This is a genomic window from Armatimonadota bacterium (assembly GCA_013314775.1).
Taxonomy (GTDB): domain Bacteria; phylum Armatimonadota; class Zipacnadia; order Zipacnadales; family JABUFB01; genus JABUFB01.
The window spans coordinates 291,877-311,246 of the sequence record JABUFB010000003.1 but is presented as its reverse complement, the minus strand read 5'-3'; the positions used below and the strand labels follow the sequence as shown (position 1 = coordinate 311,246).

Genomic DNA, 19,370 nt, shown 5'->3' with positions numbered 1-19,370 from the left:
CGTCGGCGCGCGTGGGTTCTACTCGCTGGTGATCGCTGACACCGGGCACTCGTCGGTGCACTGGTCGCAGTCGGTGCAGGTGTCGGGGTCGATAACGTAGCAGTCGTCGCCTTCGGAGATAGCGTTCACCGGGCAGACTTCAGCACAGGCTCCGCAGGACACGCAGGCTTCGCAGTCAATCACGTGTGGCATTATGTTCCGTCCTCCTTGATACTTGTTCGCGCACGTTTTCAGCAACCGCTCAAACAGAACACGGCAACGTTAGCACGGCCCCGCAGGAGCGTCAAGAGCGAAAGCGGCCGGGGGTGCGTTCCCTGAAAGCAGGTGGATTCGGGCGAGCCCGGGCCTCGTCTCCTTCCTCGGCCGAACACGGCAGAGAAAAGGAGGCGCTGCCGTTACTTTTCATCTTGCGATGCCGGTGGCACAGGATGGGCCTGGGATAGGCCCGCGACGCGGGCCGCAGCCCTTGAACCGGAACGCACAACCGCCCGGCAGGCTCATCGTTTCTGTCGGCCTTCGGGAGCTCAAGAGACGCAACTCGACCGCGCACCACGGCTCTTGTTCCCCTTCGTTTCACTCCACCCGTGGCTGGAGGCTGCCGCCCGCTTCGCGGGCTATGAGGCAGAAGGCCACCAGCACGACTGCCGCATGCTCGGGCCGGTGGTAATGACGCTTTGCCGTATGTTCTCATACCAGACAGGTAGAGCGCCTGATGGCGGTAGACCCAGACACGTTGAGGCTGGCGAACAGATGACATTGGAGCACGGACAATACTGAAACGCACCCGCGCCCGTCGGCCCGGAAGCCACTATCTCCCGTACCGGGCCAGCATCTCCTTTACGCGCCCGGTAATCTGCATTGCGTCATCCCATGCGCGCTGCCACATATTCCGGCCGAAGATCAGCCCCGTGGCCCCTGCCTTCATGCACATCTCCGCCTTCTCGAGCAGATCTTCGTCACCGATCTTGGACCCACCCGAGATCAGGACCATCGTGCGGCCCGCGGAAGCCACAATGCGATCCAGGGATTTCTGGGCACTCACCTCCAGAGTGTTGTACGGAGCCGGCTGGTCCTTGGCCTTTGCATCTCCGAGCTTCGGCATGTTGAGCTTCACCAGGTCGGCGCCCAGTTCGCACGCCGTCCGGGCCGCGTAGTCGATGGCGTACAGCGAATCGCGGCCGCCTTTGGCGTCGACTGCCTCCCCGCGAGGGTACGCCCAGACGATGAGCGGCATGCCGTAGCGTTCGCAGTCGTTGCGTATCCCCATGAGCTGGATAAAGTCATCATCCTGGCGCGGCGAGCCAACATACAGCGTGTACCCCACTGCGTCCGCGCCCAGGTTCACCGCGTCTTCCACCGTCGCCGTCTGAGGTGACAGCGCCTTATCGCTGGGCGGGATTTCCGTCTTGCCGTTGAGCTTGAGCACCAGCGGCACTTTGCCCGCGTACTTGTGCATGTATTTGCGCGCCAGGCCGATGTGGAAAACGATCCCGGAATAGCCGCCTTCCAGCGCCAGCCGCAGTTGGAAGTCGGGGTCCGCGCTTTCCGGGTTGGGGAAGAAGTCCACCGGACCATGCTCCAGGCCTTGGTCAATGGGCAGGAACAGGAGGGTGCCGTTGCCCGGACCGTATTCGTACAACAGCCGGTGCAGGCGCGTCCGCTTGCCCACGCCCAAATCCATGTCATCAAGCGTCAGGAACCTGCCCATCCACAGACACTCCTTTTGTGGGGTTGCGCGCCGGCGGGACAGCCCGGGCGACATCCCGAATATAGTTGCCCCTGGTTCACCCATTATACATCGGCGCATGCCAACAAAGGTGTAGAATCACGTTATGTTTTTTCTCAAGGGCACCGCGAGGGGTCCCCTGTGCGGCCCGCCTCGCGAGCTTTGAGGTAACGGCCGCGTCTCTTCTCGTTGCCGGGTACACCCGGGGAAAGAGATGACGCCCCGGCTCGACCGAACGCACCTGCTATCGGGGAATGCACCCGGTCGCTTGACAGTCCAAGCGCTGCACGCCTATCCTTCGTTACCATTCCGAATCATCAGGCCGAGCACCAATCCCAGGCAGGCAGCAGGGCATGAGGTCACTCACAACCAGAAGAGCGCAGGACGCTTTCCGGTACGGCACTATCTGGGTCGCCGGGGGCAGTGCTCTGGTGCTGCTTGTGCTGCAGGTCCTGCACCGGTTCCGACCGGGAGTCGGCGTTTCCGTCCTGCAGGTGGCGGATATGGGAATCGCCGCCTTGCTGTACGTCGCCGCTCTGCGATCACGCGCCCAGGCCGAGCGCCGGGACCTCGAGCCCTTCAGCGTCAAGGTGGAGCAGGCGTGGGCGCTGGGTTTTGCGGCCCTGACGCTTCTCGAAATGGTGCTGGTCGCAGGAAGCGACCGTAGCTACCCCGGCGTCTCCGCCACGAGTGCCCTGGGAAAAGCCGTCATCGTCGTCCTTGCTCTGCGACTCAGGTCCCGGCTCCTGGCCCGGGAGTACGCCACATCCGTGCACGCCCTGGTCCTCAGCCCTCCCGCTACCGTGGCCGCAAGTTTCGCGCTGGCGATCACCGCCGGCTGGCTCCTGCTGGCCCTGCCCGAATCCAGCGCCGGCGGACAATCCATCGGCGCCCTGGACGCTCTTTTCACCGCCACCAGTGCTGTCTGCGTCACCGGCCTGATCGTCAAGGATACGCCTCGCGATTTCAGCCTCCTCGGGCTCGTGGTCATTCTCCTGCTGATCCAGTTCGGTGGCCTGGGCATCATGACCCTCGCGGCCATGTTCGGGGCGGCTCGCGGGCAGAAGGTCTCTGTGCGCGCGCGCATGATCGTTCGCGACACCCTCGTCGCCCAAGCCCCCCACGCTATTGGGCAGACCCTTGGCCTCATCGCGCTGTTCACATTCTCCGTCGAAGCCCTCGGCGCGGCGCTGCTCTATCTTCGCTGGGTCCTGGGTGGCGAGACACCCCTGAGAGCGGCCTGGCTCGCGGTTTTCCACGCCATCTCGGCCTTCTGCAATGCGGGGTTCAGCCTCTTTTCGAACAGCCTCGAGGACTACTCCGCTGATCCGCTCGTAAACATCGTGGTCGGCGGCCTCATCGTCGTGGGCGGCCTGGGCATACCCGTGGTGCTGGACCTGTGGCATACGGTGCGCTCGAGGAATATGGGCCGCCGGGCGCGGCTTTCACTCCACTCCCGACTGACCCTCACCACCACCGGTTACCTGTTGCTCCTGGGCTTCGTCGGGTTCTGGCTCCTGGAATGGACCCACATCATGCTCCGCCAGGACTGGGCGGAGGCCTTCTGGTCGGCAGGTTTCCAGTCAATCACGTCGCGCACCGCCGGCTTCAACACAGTGCCCATGGGTGCGCTCACGGAAGCCACCAAGTTCCTGATGGTGCTCCTCATGTTCGTGGGAGCATCTTCCGGCTCAACCGGCGGCGGTGTGAAAACGAGTACACTGGCCGTGGTGGCGGTGCTGGCCCGCGCCATGATTCTTGGCGAGTCCAGAGTGCAGGCTTTCAGGCGCGCCATTCCCGAGCAGGTCCGTCATCGCGCGGTGGCGATTCTGATCCTCTTCGGTGGCTTCGTCCTCCTGTGGACTTTCGCCCTTTGCATCAGCGAGGGTGGCCGGTTCATTGACATCTTGTTCGAGACTGTCTCTGCATTCGGCACAGTGGGGCTGTCCACCGGGATGACGCCCACCCTCTCCCGGTTCGGGCGCATGGCAATCATTCTCGCCATGTACATCGGACGCGTGGGGCCTTTGACGCTGGCACTTGCGATGGCCCGGCGCAAGCCTGCGGTGGAGTTGGCGTACCCGGAAGAGCCGGTCATGGTTGGATAACGAACCCCTCCGGGCGACCCTTGCCACGGATGGGAACAATGTGCAGGGTGATTGCTGTGCGAAGATCAGGCCAGTACGCCGTGATCGGACTTGGTCGGTTCGGAAGCCGCGTTGCGGCAGGGCTTTACAATGCTGGATCCGAAGTCATCGCCATCGACGCCGACCCCCACAATGTGGACGCGGTGAAAGCCGACGTGACCACCGCCGTCACCATGGACGCCACCAATAAGGACGCCCTGCGTTCCCTGGCGCTCAATGAGCTGGACGCCGTGGTGGTGGCCATCGGTCGAGACACCGAGGCGAGCATCCTGGTGACCGCGCTCCTGCGGGAACTCGGCTGCAAACGGATCGTCGCCCGGGCGGGGAGTAACCTTCATGCTGACATCCTGCGGCGGGTCGGCGCCACACAGGTGGTCTACCCGGAAGACGATATCGCCGCCGGCCTGGTGCGCTCTCTCGCCTCCCCGCGGGTGATCGACCTGGTGGAACTCGAGGGCGATTTCGATTTCGCGCTCCTGCGCATCCCCGACAGTTTCGTGGGCAAATCTCTGCGGGACCTGGGGCTACGCAACCGCTACGGCCTGACCGTGGTCGCCGTGCGCACCATCGACGAGGAGACCCTGGAGCCGCGCCTGGTCATGCCCGGCCCGGACGACACCCTTCGTGCGGGCGACCAGATGTACGTGGTGGGCACCGAAGACGCTCTGGAGCGCATCGACCAATTGAGCTGATGCGGCTGCCTTTGCGTCCGGCCGCCGGCCACCGAGACCCCCGCTGTTTCAACGGCGCCTAATTCGTGCCCGCAGTCTCCTCGGGAGCGCCCTGTGCGGGGCATGGCCTGGCGCTCAATTTGCAGCCACAGGGTTTCGTCGGGAGGACGACTGGCGCCAGGGGCCCCGATCACGTGCGTCAGCACGGGGGCCATGCCTTGGCCCATGCCCGCTTACTTCCCCCCGCAACTTTCCATTGCCCGGTTGTCTAATGCTGAAATGCCGTCAGCCGACCGTGATGGGGGCCCGGGTCGACGGCGTAATCACTGGCAGGCCGTAGGAGGCGTTCGTGGAAGTTCCCCTGACTGACCTGAAAGCCCAATATCAGATGCTCCGGCCAGATCTGCTGAAGGCCGTTGATGATGCCCTCACCTCCATGCAGTTGACCCTCGGGCCCAATGTCCAGGCCTTCGAGCGCGAGTTCGCGGAATACTGCCAGGCCCCCCACGCGGTGGGTGTCGGGAACGGTACCGAGGCCATCGCACTCGCCCTCAAGGCCGCCAGTGTTGGTCCCGGAGACGAAGTCATCACAGTCTCATGGACCTTCATCGCCAGCATCGAAGCCATCGTCCACGCCGGCGCGACCCCGGTCGTCGTGGACATCGACCGCGACACCTACACTATGGACCCGGAGAGCCTCGCCCAGGCCATTACGCCGCGCACCAGGGCGATCATCCCGGTCCACGTGTTCGGACATCCGGCGGACATGGACGCCATCTGCGCACTGGCCAAACCCCGTGGAATCGCGGTGATCGAGGACGCTGCCCAGGCTCACGGAGCGACCTACAAGGGCCGCAAGACGGGCTCCCTCGGCGATGCCGCCACATTCAGTTTCTATCTCACGAAGAACCTCGGCGGATACGGTGAGGGAGGCATTGTCACCACCGTATCGGAAGAGATCTTCGACCGCCTCTCCCTCCTGCGGAACCACGGTCACCGCTCCAAATACGAACACGAGATCGTGGGCTATAATGGGCGGCTCGACGAGATTCAGGCAGCCATGCTCCGGGTGAAGTTCCCGTATCTGGACCAGTGGAACGAAGCACGCCGGGCTTGCGCCGCGATGTACAACGAACGTCTGGCAGACCTGCCCGTGGAAACGCCTCGCGAGGCGGACTGGGCGCGGCATGTCTATCACCTGTACACGATCCGCACCGAAAGGCGCGATGCGCTGTCCGCGGCCTTCGCAGAGGCGAAGATCGGCCACACGCTGCATTACAAAGTGCCACCCCACACCCAGCCGGCCTGCGCGACATACGGCTTGAATGACGCCAACCTCCCGGTGACCGTTGAGCTGTCCCGCAAGGTCATTCAGCTCCCAATGCACCCGTACCTGAAGGAAGAGGAAATAGACTACGTCTGCGACGTGATCCGCAAGGTGGTCGTGTAAGACGACCGTAACCCGCATCGGGCATCCTTCCGCGTAGTCGGCGCCCCGGGTTGAAACCCGGGTTGATGCCCCGCGCTGAAGCACGGGGCTAGGGGCCTGCGGCCGGGCGTCCTGAGGGACGCGAAGGCTGACGCCCCGGGTTGAAACCCGGGGCTGGGGGCCTGCGGCCGGGCGTCTCGCTCGACAGGCCGTTCGCCGTCGACGCCCCGGGTTGAAACCCGGGTCTAGAGGCCTGCGGACGGACGTCCTGAGGGACGCGAAGGCTCAGGAGATTGCCGACCGGGGCGGGCGGCCTACGCGATTGATGGGGACGGTCGACGCCGTTTGCCGTTTGCCGTCCAACGCCGTTTGCCGTTGCCGTCCAGCCCCGAAGGGGCGGAAGCCCTTTGCCACCAGCGTAAGCTGGTGGAATCAGGCCCCTCCTTCGAGATTATAAAAACCCCCGAAGGGGGCGGCAGAAATCCGACACCCGCCTGCGGGCGCGTCGATGCCCCGGATCGGTGCCCCGGGTTCACGCCCCGGGTTGAAACCCGGGGCTAGAGGCCTGCGGCCGGGCGTCCTGAGGGACGCAAAGGCTGAGGAGATTGCCGACAGTGACGGTCGGCCTACGCGAACGATGGGGACGGTCGACGTCGTTTGCCGTTTGCCGTCCAAGGCCGTTCGCCGTTGTCGTCCAGCCCCGAAGGGGCGGAAGCCCTTTGCCACCAGCGTAAGCTGGTGGATTCAGGCCCCTCCTTCGAGATTATAAAAACCCCCGAAGGGGGCGGCAGAAATCCGACACCCGCCTGCGGGCGCGTCGATGCCCCGGATCGGTGCCCCGGGTTGATGCCCCGCGCTGAAGCACGGGGCTAGGGGCCTGCGGCCGGAGGTCCTGAGGGACGCGAAGGCTCAGGAGATTGCCGACAGGGACGGTCGGCCTACGCGAAATCATGGCCACCGCCGCCTCGTGGTGCAGGTGTCCTGCCCGCCGCCATCTGCCGTCACACTCACCTCTGCCGCATGTTGCCTGCGTCTCTTGCCTTGCGGTATCATGGGCACGCTGTTGCCCGGCGGGTCTTTTTCCGGGCCAGAACCAGTGAAGGTGCGCAGTGCTTCATGCCCAGTGAGACCGTCATCATCGGAGCGGGCCCGGCCGGACTCACCGCCGGTTACCAGTTGCAGAAGGCCGGCTGCCGTTCAATCCTGCTTGAAGCCGACAGGCAGACCGGCGGGATGTCGCGCACCCTGGAGTTCGATGGTTGCCGCTTCGACCTTGGTGGCCACCGGTTTTTCACCAAGATCCCCGAAGTCCAAGCGCTGTGGCATGAACTCCTCGGCGACCGGTTCCTGGTCCGCCCTCGCCTGTCACGCATCGCCTATGACGGTAAGCTCTTCCACTATCCGCTGCAGATCGGCGAAGCCCTCCGGCAGTTGGGCCTCGCGCGGTCTCTGGGCATTGTTGCGAGTTATCTCGTGGCCCGCGTCAATCCCACGCGTCCCGAAGACACCTTCGAGGCCTGGGTGAGCAACCGGTTTGGCCGGCGGCTGTACGAGATGTTCTTCAAGACGTACACCGAAAAAGTCTGGGGGATGTCCTGCACCGAACTCAGCGCCGATTGGGCGGCTCAGCGCATCCGCGAACTGTCCCTGTGGCGGGTGCTCACCGAAAAGCTGTTCGGGAGCAGCAAGTCCCACAGTCTCATCGAGGAGTTCAACTACCCCCCGCTGGGCCCCCAGGAAATGTGGGATGAACTGGCTCGGCGTCTCGCCATCGGTGGCCAGACGATCCATTTCGGCCGCCGCGCCACGCGCGTTGAAATCCGCGACGGCCGCTTCGTGCAGGTGGTGACGACGGACTCACAGGGCGCCACTGAAACCTGGGAGGGGGACTCGCTGATCAGCACTATGGCCCTCAACGAGCTCGCGCTGATCCTCGATCCCCCGCCGCCGGATGCAGTGCTGGAAGCCGCCCGCGCCCTGCGATACCGTGGACACATCACCGTCTGCGCTATCGTCGAGGCCAAGGCGGGCTTTGACGACAACTGGATCTACATTCATTCGCCGGAGATCCGCATGGCCCGCCTGCAGAATTACAGTAATTGGAGCGAGGCCATGTCGCCCGAGCCGGGGGTCACCGCACTGGGTCTGGAGTACCTCGCCTGGCCCGGCGACGAGACCTGGACCATGCCCGACGATGATCTCGTCGCCCTGGGGTTCGAGGAGTTCCGCAAACTCGGCCTCATGCCCGCGGATCGCGTGCGATCCGGGTTCGTCGCCCGATCAGGACACGCGTACCCTGTCTACGATCCCGGCTATCGCGAACGAGTCAACACCATCCGCGACTACCTGGCAACAATCCCCAATCTCGTCACCTGCGGCCGTTGCGGGATGCACCGGTACAATAACATGGACCACTCCATGCTCACCGGGATGCTTGCGGCGCGTAACCTGCTGGGCGAGTCCAATGACATCTGGTCGGTGAACCTGGAGAGCGAGTACATCGAGGAGAAGCGGTCCGGCGCATGACCACGGACGGGAGTGAAGTCCCTCTCAGCCCGGTGCGGCCCCGAAGGCGTGTCGATCTCGCCGTCGCGGGCATCTTGCTGCTGCATTTCGCGCTTGCCCAGACCCTCGGGTTCGTGATGCTCCTGGGCTACGCACCCGACGAGCCCCGGCATTTCGCGTATATCCGCTGGCTGGGCGAACACGGCACGATTCCACCCGCAGACGAAAAGATCAGCGGCGGCGCCCACAGCCTCCATCCACCGCTGTACTACGTCCTGATGACCCCAATCTACCTGGCCTTACGCGGGCTGGGCGAAGACGCGGCGATGCGCGCCATGCGCTGCGTCGCCCCGCTCTTCGGAGTAGCTGCCCTTTGGCTGCTTTGCCCGATCCTGCGCCGAGCGGCAGACAGGAACCGCGGCCTGTTCCTGTTCATGCTGGCCCTTCTCGCGGTCTGGCCGAACCTGTGCCTGTGCGTAGCGATGGTGAACAACGACGCCGCCAGTGTGCTGATGGCCGCGGTGCTGGCCAATGTGGTGCTGGTGCGACGCTGGGATACCCGGCCGGTCTCGGGACTGATCTGGGGCTCGGTGCTGGGGCTGGCATCCCTGGCGAAATTCTCGAACTTCATCGCCGGCGCGCCACTGGTGGCAGTTGCGCTTGTGCTGGTCCATGGCAGGGGCTGGTGGAGGTCGGAGGGCTTCTGGCGCGGCGGTCTCCTTGCGGCCGGAGGCTGTCTCGCGGTATGCGGCTGGTGGTGGGCCCGCAACATGCTGCTTTTTGGCGCGCTCAATCCCTATCCTTCAGTGCCCACGCTTCCCCCGGGCCTGACGCCCCTGGATGCCATCCTCTACGGTTATGCCTGGCCCCTGGTGCTGCGCGCGGTGAACGGCCTGTGGACCAGTTCGTGGCCGGTCATCGACTGGGTGCCCGATGCCCTCGTGCTGCCCATTGCCACGGTACTGCGAGTGCTGACACCTCTGGCACTGCTGGGGCTGCTGGCCGGATTGTGGAAGCTCAAGTCGGGGGTGCGCCTGGGCCGGGAGCGTCTCGCAGCCATTGTGGTTCCGACAGCGGGCTATTTCGGGATGCTGGCCGCGCTGGTGTACGTGGCCACTTTCGGCCACATGGGGACTTACCGCAATGGGCGCTATCTGATGCCCTTCCTTGCGGGGCTGGTGATCCTGTTGGCGCTCTCGTGGCGGCAGGCGATTCCGCCGCGGCTGCGCATTGCCGGCGGGGTCCTCATAATCTTGTTCTTTCTCTTCTTCAATGGCGCGGCGTGGTACCACCTGCTGACCCACTGGAACCCCCTGGTCAGTGGGGGTTGAGGGCGCCGCGATCAACCCCTGACCGCCACCACCAACTGCTCCCCCGTGCGCACCCGGAAGCCGACTCCCGCCAGGGGCCCGGCCAACCGCTCCAGCACATTGAGCACCGGGGTCACGATGGCTCGCGGATAGGCCCGAGAATGGTGGGCCAGGTAATCCAGGCTCAAGGTCTTCTCCGGGATTGAGGCCCGGACAAGCCGGAACCCCGCAGACGCCAATGCCACCCGCAATGCACCGGGAGTGAGAAGCTGCAGGTGCTCCTCCTTGATCTGGAACCACTCCGCTCCCATGAGACGCTGGGACAGCGAACCCACCCGCGGGGTGACCACCACCACGCAGCCGCCCGGCTCCAGCAACTCGTGGCAGCGCCTGAGGCTGCCCACCGGGTCGGGCAGATGCTCCAGCACATCGGTCAGGGTGATTGCGCGGAAGGACCCCGCAGGCAGAGGCGCCTCTTCGAGACTGCCCTTGTAGATGCGTTCAGGACCGAGGTTCTCGCCTGCAACCCGCGCTGCATGGGCGGACAATTCCACCCCGTATGGCTCCCAGCCCCGGCGTTGCGCAGCTTCCAGCAGGAACCCCAGCGCACAGCCAACATCCAGCAGCCTGCCGGGTTGGGCATGCTTTTCCAGGACCCCGAGGTAACCGTCGAAGGTGGCCAGCTTCACGGCGCGGGCCTGGGACAGACTGCCCCAGGCCTCGTAGTACTCGTCGCCGTATCTCCCTGCGTCCGGGGCTGCGTCGCGGTCAACCGGTTGCCAGAGGGTTCCGCAGGCCGTGCAGCGCAGCATCCGCAGCCGCATGTTCCGCCTGTAATCGCGAGAGTCCTGGGCATCGCAGATCGGGCAGGTCCCTCGATCCACCGGGCTTCCCCTAATGGTCCGCTTCGCGAAGCTCAAGCCCGTGCTTTCTCAGGACGCTCAGCAGGCGATCCGTCAAGTCCTTGCCGATCCTGTCCCGGGCCTCGGGCGAGTTGCCCTCCCAGCGCGAAACAAGCTCCTCGCCGGTGTTGGACGCCCGGATCACACTCCAGCCATCGGGAAACTGGGCGCGCACACCGTCGGTAAGTATCAGGCGGACACCCGGCTCGTAGCTGTGCCCGATCTCCTCCACCACCTGGAACTTCAGGGCATTGGGGCAGGCATAGCGCGGCGGGTCAGCCGGGTAGTATTTCGGCGCGTCGTCCACGATTTCCCGCAGGCTCCGGTCGCTGCGGGACAGAGCGGCGAGGAGTCTCCCGGCCCCGAAAGTGGCGTCATCAAACTTGAAGTGAGGGTCCTTGAAATAGCAGTGCCCGGTGGTCTCGAACCCGATCTCGGCGCCATGCGCGGCCATGCCCGCCAAGATGAATGGGTAACCGCAGGCCTCGAGGTACATGCTCCCGCCGCGATTCTCCACATCATCCACAATGGACTGGGAACAGCGCACCTCAGACACCACCGCAATCGGCCCGGCGGCCAACAGTTCCCGGCAGATGGGGATCATGTACTGGTCGGGCTGCACATACTCCCCTTTGTGATCCACCACCGCAACTCGGTCGCCGTCCGCGTCTATGGCGATGCCCAGTTCCGCGCCGATCTCCCGCACTTTCTCCGCCAGGGGCTCAATGGCGCCCTCTTTCGTGGGGTCTGGTCCGCGTCCGGGGAAGGTGCCGTCGGGCTCTTCGAACAGCACAGTCAACTCGCAGCCCAGGTCACGCAGGAGTCGCGGGGCGGTGAGGGTCCCACAGCCATTTCCCACGTCCAGCACCACTTTCATCGGGCGGGCGATGGAAAGCTGCTCTTTCGCGATGCGGAAGTATTCGGGATAGACGTCCAGTGTCTCGTACTTTCCCGAGCCGCTTGCGAACTTGCCCGCCATGACCTCGCGCTTGAGCGCCTGCAGGTCGTCCCCGTAGAAAGGTCCGTCGCCCATGCGGACTTTGATGCCGTTCTCATCCGCAGGCCGATGGGATGCGGTGATGCCGAAACCGCCGTCCCACCCGAAATGGCCGATGGCGAAGTACAGGACCGGCGTGGGCGTCGGGCCCACGTCCACCACGTTCACACCAGTGGACAGGATGCCTTCGATCGCCGCTTGAGAAAGCTCGGTGGATGTCGCGCGCAGGTCTCGACCCACGCCGAGGGTGGCGTTGGGCTTGCCGGCGAAGCGGGTGGCATAGGCGGCGGCCACCTGTCGGACGAAGTCGGGGCTGATGCCGTCAGGCCCCACCTTGCCGCGGATGTCATACTCTCGAAAGACGTGTTCGGGGAAGCTCATGGCTGCTCCACTCCCAGTGGTGCTTTGGCGTCGGGGACTGAGCGAACGGCCGTCTGGATCAGAGAAGGGTGTGCCTGATCGGCCCGAGTTTGCGGTGCGAACGCGGAGGGTCTTCTGTCTCCGCATCCTTGGAATAGGCCTCGTAGGTCCCGGGATCGTCCACAGGCAGCAACTTCATCTCCTGACTGCCATTCGAGCGCCAGATGGAGTTTCGGCATATGCTAGGGTTGAACACAATAAGCCCGGGGATGTGCATTGCCAAGTAGTGATAGCGGCTGCCCTGCGCTCTTAGCACCGAGGAGTCGGTTGAGTCGATCAGAACCTCACCGACCACCGCACTGCCATGGGAACTGTGAGCGTCAAGAACACTCCTGTTGCATATCTCCGTGACCCAGACGTACTCCGGAAGTCGTAGCGTGCGCGCATAGAGTCTCTTGAGCTGCGAGGGCATTGATGCGGACGACGCCGCGTGCTCGGCGTACCGTGCGGACTGGCAGAGAAACGTCCGGTAGGCATACCGCTCTGGGTCAAGCCGTGCAGCCGCGAACTCGCGGGTGGGTCCAGGCACCGGCCAAGAGATATGGCCCTCGGCATGGTCGGCGTCGAGCTGGTCCAGGATGGCATCAAGATGCTCGCCCAGGACCGAGTACAGCGCCAATCGCTTGGCTTCGGGAGGCTTCACGAAGACCTCCTCAGGGAGAGGAGCGAACACGTGGGACAGCGCCAGGATCTTGCCGGAGTAGGGGCTGGCCGGCGACTCTTGATGGTCCCCATAGGGGGCATACTCGATCCGGTGGTGCATCTTAAGGTAATTCCGCAACTCCGGATGCGAGATCAGGTTCTCGGGCGAGTGAGTGATGCAGGCAGGGACGTACGGACCCGCGTTGTCGTCGTGAATGAGTATGTGCGCCGCCCATTCGCACGTCGAGAGGTACTTTGGGTCATCTTCGGCTGGGCCTATCTTTCGTAGGCGAGGCTCCAGATTCTCTGAGGAAGTGTGCCCCGTGGCCCATACGGCATGCCCGTCAACGACGAGCCCTGTCTCCTCGTCAATGATGTAGAGGCCCACCAACACAGGGAGGCCGCTCTCCACGCAAGTGTAGGTTGCCTCAAGTGGATCATAGATCTCGTTGTCCCACTCGTTGTGGTCTGTATAGAAGATCTGGAAACCCAGTTGGCGGAAGACGGAATACATAGCCTGCGTTGTGAGACCTTCGGCCGGTCTCGTGAACCGGCTATCGGGCTGGTGCTCCGTCGCCAGGATCGCGATGTCTGGCATCGAGAGCTTGGGGTAGTAGCGATACTTGTGGAGGTACTTCAGGGCCCCCCAGATCGCGCTGTGGGCACACACACCCGTCTGCTCCTGCCCAATGAAGGGCGCACTTGCGACGTGTAGCCTCCGGCCGCCCAGCGTTTGGCCAAAGACAGTCGCACAGTGGTTATAGCACTTCGCTCCGCGCAATTCCTTGGGGGCTGCCAACAGGGTCTCGCCGACCGTCACTGGTGACGTCGGACGAAGGACAACGTACCCCAGATACCCGAGTGAATCCAGTTCTCTCCGGGTAACGCCCGTCCGGACAGGGTCTAGGGTACTTCGCACACGCGACAAGGGAGCCGAGAAGAAGTGCAGACGGGTCGCCGTGGGTGGATGCTCCATGAACGTGGTAGCGTAGAAATGCAGGAACTCGCGGAAGTACTCCTCATCGAGCGCGTTGTGCTCTACCCAGAGCGTTCGGCACCCCTGACCATCTAGGAACGCGGCGAGACGCGTAAGGAGGCCGCCCGAGGGCCCCGCGCCGTCCCACTCGCGCAGTGCATCCCACATTGCGTCACCTGTGTAGTACTCCCTCATGTTGGTTGCCCCCCGTTGCGCTGAGGTTGAATATTCCCGCACCCGCGTCGAGGCAAAACAAACCGGGCGCGTCCCTGCTGGTGCGGGCGCGCCCGGATGGTCTATGGCTGCAGTTAGACCGCTGGCCGGCAGACCCCCGGTCCCGAGGGCCTGTCGGCGTCGATCACCGGCAACCGCGACAGTGACCTGGCCTGTCCCTCAAGTGACGCGACGATCGAGGCCACGGCTTTGGCCCTGCTCATTCTCTCCTTCTGGCTCGACGCCAGCACGGAATACGGAATCAGTGCCTCCTTTGGTTGCTTACCCATTGGCTCCTCCCTCTCGCTGTGGTGACGGTGTCAACCTGTAGGCCAGCTTCGCCCGGTCTCGTTGTGACCGAGCGCACACTGCCCCCCACCTGAAAACACCCGTCACGAATCAATATAGCCAACCACTCCTTCGTGGTCGGCAAACGATGTACTATCTATAGGGGCGATTTGACGCACTTAGGCTCTGCCGCCACTTGCGCCCGGCCCCCGAGTTTCCCTGAGTGTAGGCCCTACGTGCATAATTGTGCATAACATGCCAACAGGACAGTTGTCAAGCGGAAAGTGAGTGTCGGCCGTTACCGAATATTCCTCTCGGTCTGCCTTGCGGTCCTCAGTCCTTGAACTTCTCCGGCGCAACTGCGCAGCCGCATTCCATGGAAGCGTTCGCGGCCAGCGGAATGGCAAGGCTCCGGCAGGCATCGGTGTAGCTGCTCTTCAGGAGCGACTGATCGCCCTTCTTCACGGCTTTGATGAAGGTGTTGTCGATCTCGAACAGGAAGTTGTTGCCCACTTCGTAGACCACCGGTTCCTTGCCCACTTCGGACACCGTGAGCCTGCTGCGGCCTGCGTACTCGATCTTCATGGTGGGGCACCAGATGTCCAGGCCCACCTTGCCGTAACCCTTCAGGAAACATCCGGAGAAGATGGTGCCGCAAAGGCCGCTCTCGAACTGGAGATTGACCGCGCTGGCATCCTCCACGCTGTAGTTCTCGACGTCGGTCATGAGGCCTGTGGAGAAGGTGGCGTGTACCGACTTGACCTCGCCGAACAGGTTGCGGGCCATATCGAAAGTGTGGATTGTCTGCTCCACGGCCTGGCCGCCGGACTGTGACTTCACGCGCCACCAGGGCACGCCGGGCATGCCGCCAATCCAGTAGCCCATGATCAGGCCGGGCTTGTGCTTCTCAATGAGCCCCTGAAGGCGCTTCACGATGTCCTGGTACCGGTCCTGGAAACCGGCAGTGGCGATAACCCCCGCCTTCTTGATGGCATTGTTGATGCTCTTTGCGGTCTTGATGTCCACGGCCACCGGCTTCTCGACGAACAGGTGGATCCCGAGCTTCGCGGCCGCCTGCTCCTGACCCTCATGGGCGAAAGGCGGCACGGCCACGTACATGGCGTCCATTTTGGCGTCCTTGAGCATGGCCTTCCAGCTTGTGAACGCGGTCATGCCGTACTCGGCGGCGCGCTGGTTTGCGCGCTCCTCGTTGAGGTCTGCCACGGCGACAAGCTCAACGCCCTTGATCTGCGCGAGGTTCTTCATGTGCGCAGAGTTCATGCCTCCGGCGCCGACGAAACCCACTCGAACTGCCATCCTGATCGTCTCCCTCACAAGAAGATTGGCGCCCGAGGCGCCGGTTGTCGCACCGAGCCGACTGGAGCCTGAAGGCCCCTGAAATGGCAGGAGCGGGCCTCAGACCGCCGATAAGTATTAGCACCAATCGGGCTGAAAGGCAAGGAGGATGGCTGCCTCGCGGAAGCTGTTTGCATATTGTCAGGCAAGCACACCACGCCGAGGGTGGCCCCCCCCGGTCAGCCAACTGTATTCTGGCCTTCGCGGGCGCTGGAAGATAGAATGGTTGAGTTCATCCGGCCCTGGTGGCGATCCTGGAATCAGTAATCGGAGGGTACATTATGTCGCGCCGTCAAGTCCTTGGTCTTCGCCTTTGCACGGCCGCCGCCGTCGTGCTCATCGCCGGCTGCGGTGGATCGAGCGACGCTCCCGTGATCTTCCCAGCCGAAGTGAACGCGGCGCAGCTTGAGGGCATGATGAACGACGGTAAGCCCCTCATCCTCGCGGACGTGCGCTCCGCCGAGGAGTTCGCCATGACTCACATCCCCGGAGCTGTGAGTTATCCGCTGGATCGGCTGCCATTTTGGTCGCCCACCATCAGCCAGACAGCGCGCATCGTCTGCATCGGCGCTGACACAGAAGACGGAGCCTCAGCCCGCGCCGAGCTCAAAGCCCGGGGGTTTAGACAGGTATGCGCGCTCACCGGCGGCATGGCCCACTGGGACGGCCTTGTACAGACGACGCGGCAGGATATAACCGGTGCACAGCTCAAGGCGCTCATGGACGCCGGAGCCGCACTGCAACTGGTGGACGTGCGGTCGGCCGGGGAGTTCGCCTCGGGGCACATTCCCGGCGCGGTGAATCACCCTTACGACCAAGTGGATATCTGGGCCGGACTGCTTGTGAAACAGCAGGCGGTCGTGTGCATCTGTGCCTCAGGCGCCCGCAGCCGCATTGCCGCGGACGCCCTGGTCCGCAAACAGTTCCACAGGGTCTACAACCTCCTGGGTGGCATGTCCGGTTGGCCCGGCCCGGTGGAGCGGTAACCATGGCGCAACTGGCTCTGTGGCTCAAGGCGGCGAGGTTCCAGTTTCTCACGGGGAGCGTCATGCCCGTGCTGGTCTGCGGCGCCCTGGCCTGGCACGACACCGGGGAGTTCCATTCGGGCGCATGGCTGATGACGCTGCTGGGGATGGTGCTGATCCATTCGGGCGCCAATCTCGCCAACGACTTTTTCGACCACCTCACCGGGAACGATGAGGCCAACGTGGAGTACTTCAACCCCTTCACCGGGGGCAGCCGAGTCATCCAGGAAGGCAGCGTTCACCCGCTGCTGGTCCTGGCCGCCGCGCTTGTGTGCCTTGGAGTCGGCAGCGCCATCGGGCTGTACCTGGTCTGGACCCGGGGCCTGTTCATCCTGCTACTCGGCCTTATCGGTGTCGGCACCGCATTCTTCTACAGTGCGCCTCCCCTGAAGCTGGCATATCGCGGCTTCGGGGAACTGTGCATCGCTCTTGACTTCGGCTTCCTGCCCGCCCTGGGCGCATACTATGTGCAGACCCGGGAGATCTCCTGGGCGCCTGTGGTTGGTGGACTCCCCAGCACGCTGCTGATCACCGCGATCCTGTTCATCAACCAGTTCCAGGACATGCGGGCGGACGCCTGGGCTGACAAGCGGCACTGGGTGGTGCGTCTTGGCAGGGCGAAAGCGCGGTACTGGTTCTATGCGATGATCGTGGGCGCGCCGGCGTCCCTGGTGGCCGGGGTGGTACTGGGGTGGCTGCCGAAGCTCGCGCTGCTTGGGCTCGGTGCGTGCTTGCTGCTGCCGAGAACGATTGCCGCTGCGGAACAACACTATGACGATCCGGCGATGCTCGCACCCGCCAATGTGGGAACGGTGGCGATGCACCTGTTGACCGGGCTCTTGATGACCGCGGGGCTGGTACTGGCGGGGTTACGAGGGTAGGGGGAGACTCACAGAATCCAGGGGATTCCGCCCGTGGCTACAGGCGGACGGCCCGGCGCGTCGTTACCGACGTGCTCCGGGGCCTGACGGCCAACATCAGCTTCCTTCTCTATCCGCATGGGGCGGGCGTCTCGCCCGTCACCATCGATTCGCCGACCGGGACGGTCGGCCTGCGCGACATGGAGACAGTGGCTCTGCGCAAGACCTTTCTATCAACCAGGCGAGGTGAACGACGCTGATTATCGATGCCCATTGCCATCTGACACACGCCGACGGCGATGCCTGTGCCGCTGCTGATGAACTCTTGCACTTCGCCGACAAGATGAGCATTGACCGCTGCGTGGTCTGCCTGGGCGACCGGCTCAAGCCAAAACCCACCGCCGATGATCTACGCAGGGACAACGAGTATATCCTGCGTGCTATCGAGCACCGCCCGGATCGGCTCATTGGTTTCGCATACTGCAGCCCCAATCACCCTGATGCGTCGGTTGCCGAGATCGACCGACACATCGCCAATGGCCCCATGCGCGGGGTGAAACTGTGGATCTGCGCCCATGCGGACCATCCGGGCAATGATCCCATCGTGGCGCGGTGCACCGAGCTTGGAGTGCCGATTCTGCAGCACACATGGCTCAAGGCCACCGGCAACGAGGAAGGCGAGTCCACGCCGTACAACCTGGTCGGGCTTGCCCGCAGGCACCCTCGCGCCCTGTTCCTCATGGCCCACAGCGGAGGAGACTGGGAGCGCGGCCTGCGCATCATCCGGCACGTCCCGAATATCGTGGCGGACCTTTGCGGCGGAAATCCGGAACAGGGGCAGACCGAGCTTGCAGTGAAACTTCTCGGGGCGCACCGGGTGGTGTTCGGGTCCGATGCAGGCGGACGGAGTTTCGCATCTCAGCTTGCGAAGGTGCTGGGCGCGGATATTAGCGAGGTGGACCGCGCTCTGATTCTCGGTGGCAATATGGCGAGGATGATAGGGCTATGATCGACTGTAATGCGAGCCTGGGCAACTGGCCTTTCCGGCACCTGGCGCATTCCGACCCGGACGGCTTGCTTGCGTTGATGGACGAGAACGGCATCCAGCAGGCGTGGGTATCGCCTCTCGAGGTGCTGTATCGCTCGCTTTTCGAGGCCAACAACGCCCTGCGCGCGAAGCTTGCGGGGCATGAGGACCGGCTGCGCCTGGTGCCGGCGATCAACCCAGCGTACCCCGGATGGGACGACGACCTCGCCGAGTACCTCGCCTGGGACATCTTCGCCCTGCGCCTCCTGCCCAACTATCACGGCTACGACTTGCTCAGCGGAGACTTGGCAGCATTGCTGGATCTGGCGGAGCGGTCGAAGCTTGTGGTGCAGATCGCCGTGCGCATGCAGGATGAGCGATTGCATCATCCCCTGGTGCGTGTGGCGCCGGTGGACCTCAAACCGCTGGAAATGCTGGCCGCGGATCACCCGGGGGCGCGCTTCATGGTGCTGAATGCCTCGCGACCCGAAGCCCGGGCCATCGACAATGTGTGGTGGGAGATCTCGCATACCGAGGGCATCGGCGGTGTAGGCAAGCTGGTGGATGTGGTAGGAATAGATAAGGTGACCCTGGGGTCACACGCTCCGCTGTTATATATGAAGAGCGCCGTGCTGAAGCTGCAGGAGGCGGACCTCCCGGAAGCGGCTCTGACGAGAATCCGTGTGGGCAACGCGCAGGAGTTGATGGGGTAGCTACTCCGCTTTCCGCCGCGCAGGTCGAGCGTCTCGCTCGACAGGGCGTTGGTCGTTAGGTCGCGTAGGTCGTCGGTGCCCTGGGTTGACACCCCGGGGCTATAGGCCTGCGGCCGGGCGTCCAGAGGGACGCAAAGGCCGACATCCGCCGATCGAGACGGTC

At 63.9% G+C, this 19,370-nt stretch carries 16 protein-coding genes; 9 read left to right on the top strand and 7 right to left on the bottom strand.

From position 1 onward, the window contains the following. Positions 1–18: 18 nt before the first annotated feature. Together HPY44_04055 and HPY44_04050 are read right to left on the bottom strand one after the other, a co-directional pair. Positions 19–192 (bottom strand): 4Fe-4S binding protein, encoded by a 174-nt coding sequence (locus tag HPY44_04055; protein NSW55165.1) that lies wholly within the window; start codon positions 190–192, stop codon positions 19–21. A 616-nt stretch (positions 193–808) separates the two neighbouring features. Further along, entirely contained in the window at positions 809–1,708 is a 900-nt protein-coding gene (locus HPY44_04050; protein ID NSW55164.1) for a fructose-bisphosphate aldolase, read from the bottom strand. Between the two features lie 371 nt (positions 1,709–2,079). Here HPY44_04050 and HPY44_04045 point away from each other — a divergent pair, with 371 nt between their 5' ends. The 5 genes from HPY44_04045 (at position 2,080) to HPY44_04025 (ending at position 9,809) form a co-directional block, all read left to right on the top strand. After that, entirely contained in the window at positions 2,080–3,834 is a 1,755-nt protein-coding gene (locus HPY44_04045; protein ID NSW55163.1) for a hypothetical protein, read from the top strand. Positions 3,835–3,890: 56 nt separating this feature from the next. Then, a complete protein-coding gene (locus tag HPY44_04040) occupies positions 3,891–4,565 on the top strand; it encodes a TrkA family potassium uptake protein (GenBank protein ID NSW55162.1) in 675 nt (224 codons plus the stop codon). 367 nt (positions 4,566–4,932) lie between these two features. Next, positions 4,933–5,994, top strand: coding sequence for a DegT/DnrJ/EryC1/StrS family aminotransferase (locus HPY44_04035; protein NSW55161.1), 1,062 nt, complete (start codon positions 4,933–4,935; stop codon positions 5,992–5,994). 1,095 nt (positions 5,995–7,089) lie between these two features. Next, positions 7,090–8,499, top strand: coding sequence for an NAD(P)/FAD-dependent oxidoreductase (locus HPY44_04030; GenBank protein NSW55160.1), 1,410 nt, complete (start codon positions 7,090–7,092; stop codon positions 8,497–8,499). Next, positions 8,496–9,809 (top strand): hypothetical protein, encoded by a 1,314-nt coding sequence (locus tag HPY44_04025; protein NSW55159.1) that lies wholly within the window; start codon positions 8,496–8,498, stop codon positions 9,807–9,809. The genes HPY44_04030 and HPY44_04025 overlap by 4 nt, the downstream gene beginning before the upstream one ends. 11 nt (positions 9,810–9,820) lie before the next feature. Here HPY44_04025 and HPY44_04020 read toward each other — a convergent pair whose 3' ends face one another. From HPY44_04020 to HPY44_04000, 5 genes are all read right to left on the bottom strand, one after another. Next, positions 9,821–10,672, bottom strand: a complete 852-nt coding sequence (locus tag HPY44_04020; GenBank protein ID NSW55158.1) for a class I SAM-dependent methyltransferase — start codon at positions 10,670–10,672, stop codon at positions 9,821–9,823. Between the two features lie 10 nt (positions 10,673–10,682). Next, a complete protein-coding gene (locus HPY44_04015; GenBank protein ID NSW55157.1) occupies positions 10,683–12,068 on the bottom strand; it encodes a phosphomannomutase/phosphoglucomutase in 1,386 nt (461 codons plus the stop codon). Positions 12,069–12,126: 58 nt separating this feature from the next. Further along, positions 12,127–13,920, bottom strand: coding sequence for a hypothetical protein (locus HPY44_04010; GenBank protein ID NSW55156.1), 1,794 nt, complete (start codon positions 13,918–13,920; stop codon positions 12,127–12,129). Positions 13,921–14,033: 113 nt separating this feature from the next. Next, a complete protein-coding gene (locus tag HPY44_04005; protein NSW55155.1) occupies positions 14,034–14,228 on the bottom strand; it encodes a hypothetical protein in 195 nt (64 codons plus the stop codon). A gap of 331 nt (positions 14,229–14,559) precedes the next feature. Continuing rightward, a complete protein-coding gene (locus HPY44_04000) occupies positions 14,560–15,543 on the bottom strand; it encodes a Gfo/Idh/MocA family oxidoreductase (protein NSW55154.1) in 984 nt (327 codons plus the stop codon). 320 nt (positions 15,544–15,863) lie between these two features. Between HPY44_04000 and HPY44_03995 the strand changes: the two genes are divergently transcribed. The 4 genes from HPY44_03995 to HPY44_03980 all read left to right on the top strand — a co-directional run bounded on the left by HPY44_03995 (position 15,864) and on the right by HPY44_03980 (position 19,207). Continuing rightward, the gene (locus HPY44_03995; GenBank protein NSW55153.1) at positions 15,864–16,568 is read left to right on the top strand and encodes a rhodanese-like domain-containing protein; all 705 of its coding nucleotides are present in this window, start codon (positions 15,864–15,866) and stop codon (positions 16,566–16,568) included. 2 nt (positions 16,569–16,570) lie between these two features. After that, positions 16,571–17,488: a 1,4-dihydroxy-2-naphthoate octaprenyltransferase gene (gene menA / locus HPY44_03990; GenBank protein NSW55152.1), complete on the top strand. Its 918-nt coding sequence runs from the start codon at positions 16,571–16,573 to the stop codon at positions 17,486–17,488. Positions 17,489–17,723: 235 nt separating this feature from the next. After that, positions 17,724–18,476 carry an amidohydrolase family protein gene (locus HPY44_03985; GenBank protein NSW55151.1) on the top strand — a complete coding sequence of 251 codons (753 nt, stop codon included), beginning with the start codon at positions 17,724–17,726 and terminating at the stop codon, positions 18,474–18,476. Next, entirely contained in the window at positions 18,473–19,207 is a 735-nt protein-coding gene (locus HPY44_03980; GenBank protein NSW55150.1) for a hypothetical protein, read from the top strand. Before HPY44_03985 ends, HPY44_03980 begins: the two co-directional genes overlap by 4 nt. The last annotated feature ends 163 nt before the right edge of the window (positions 19,208–19,370 follow it).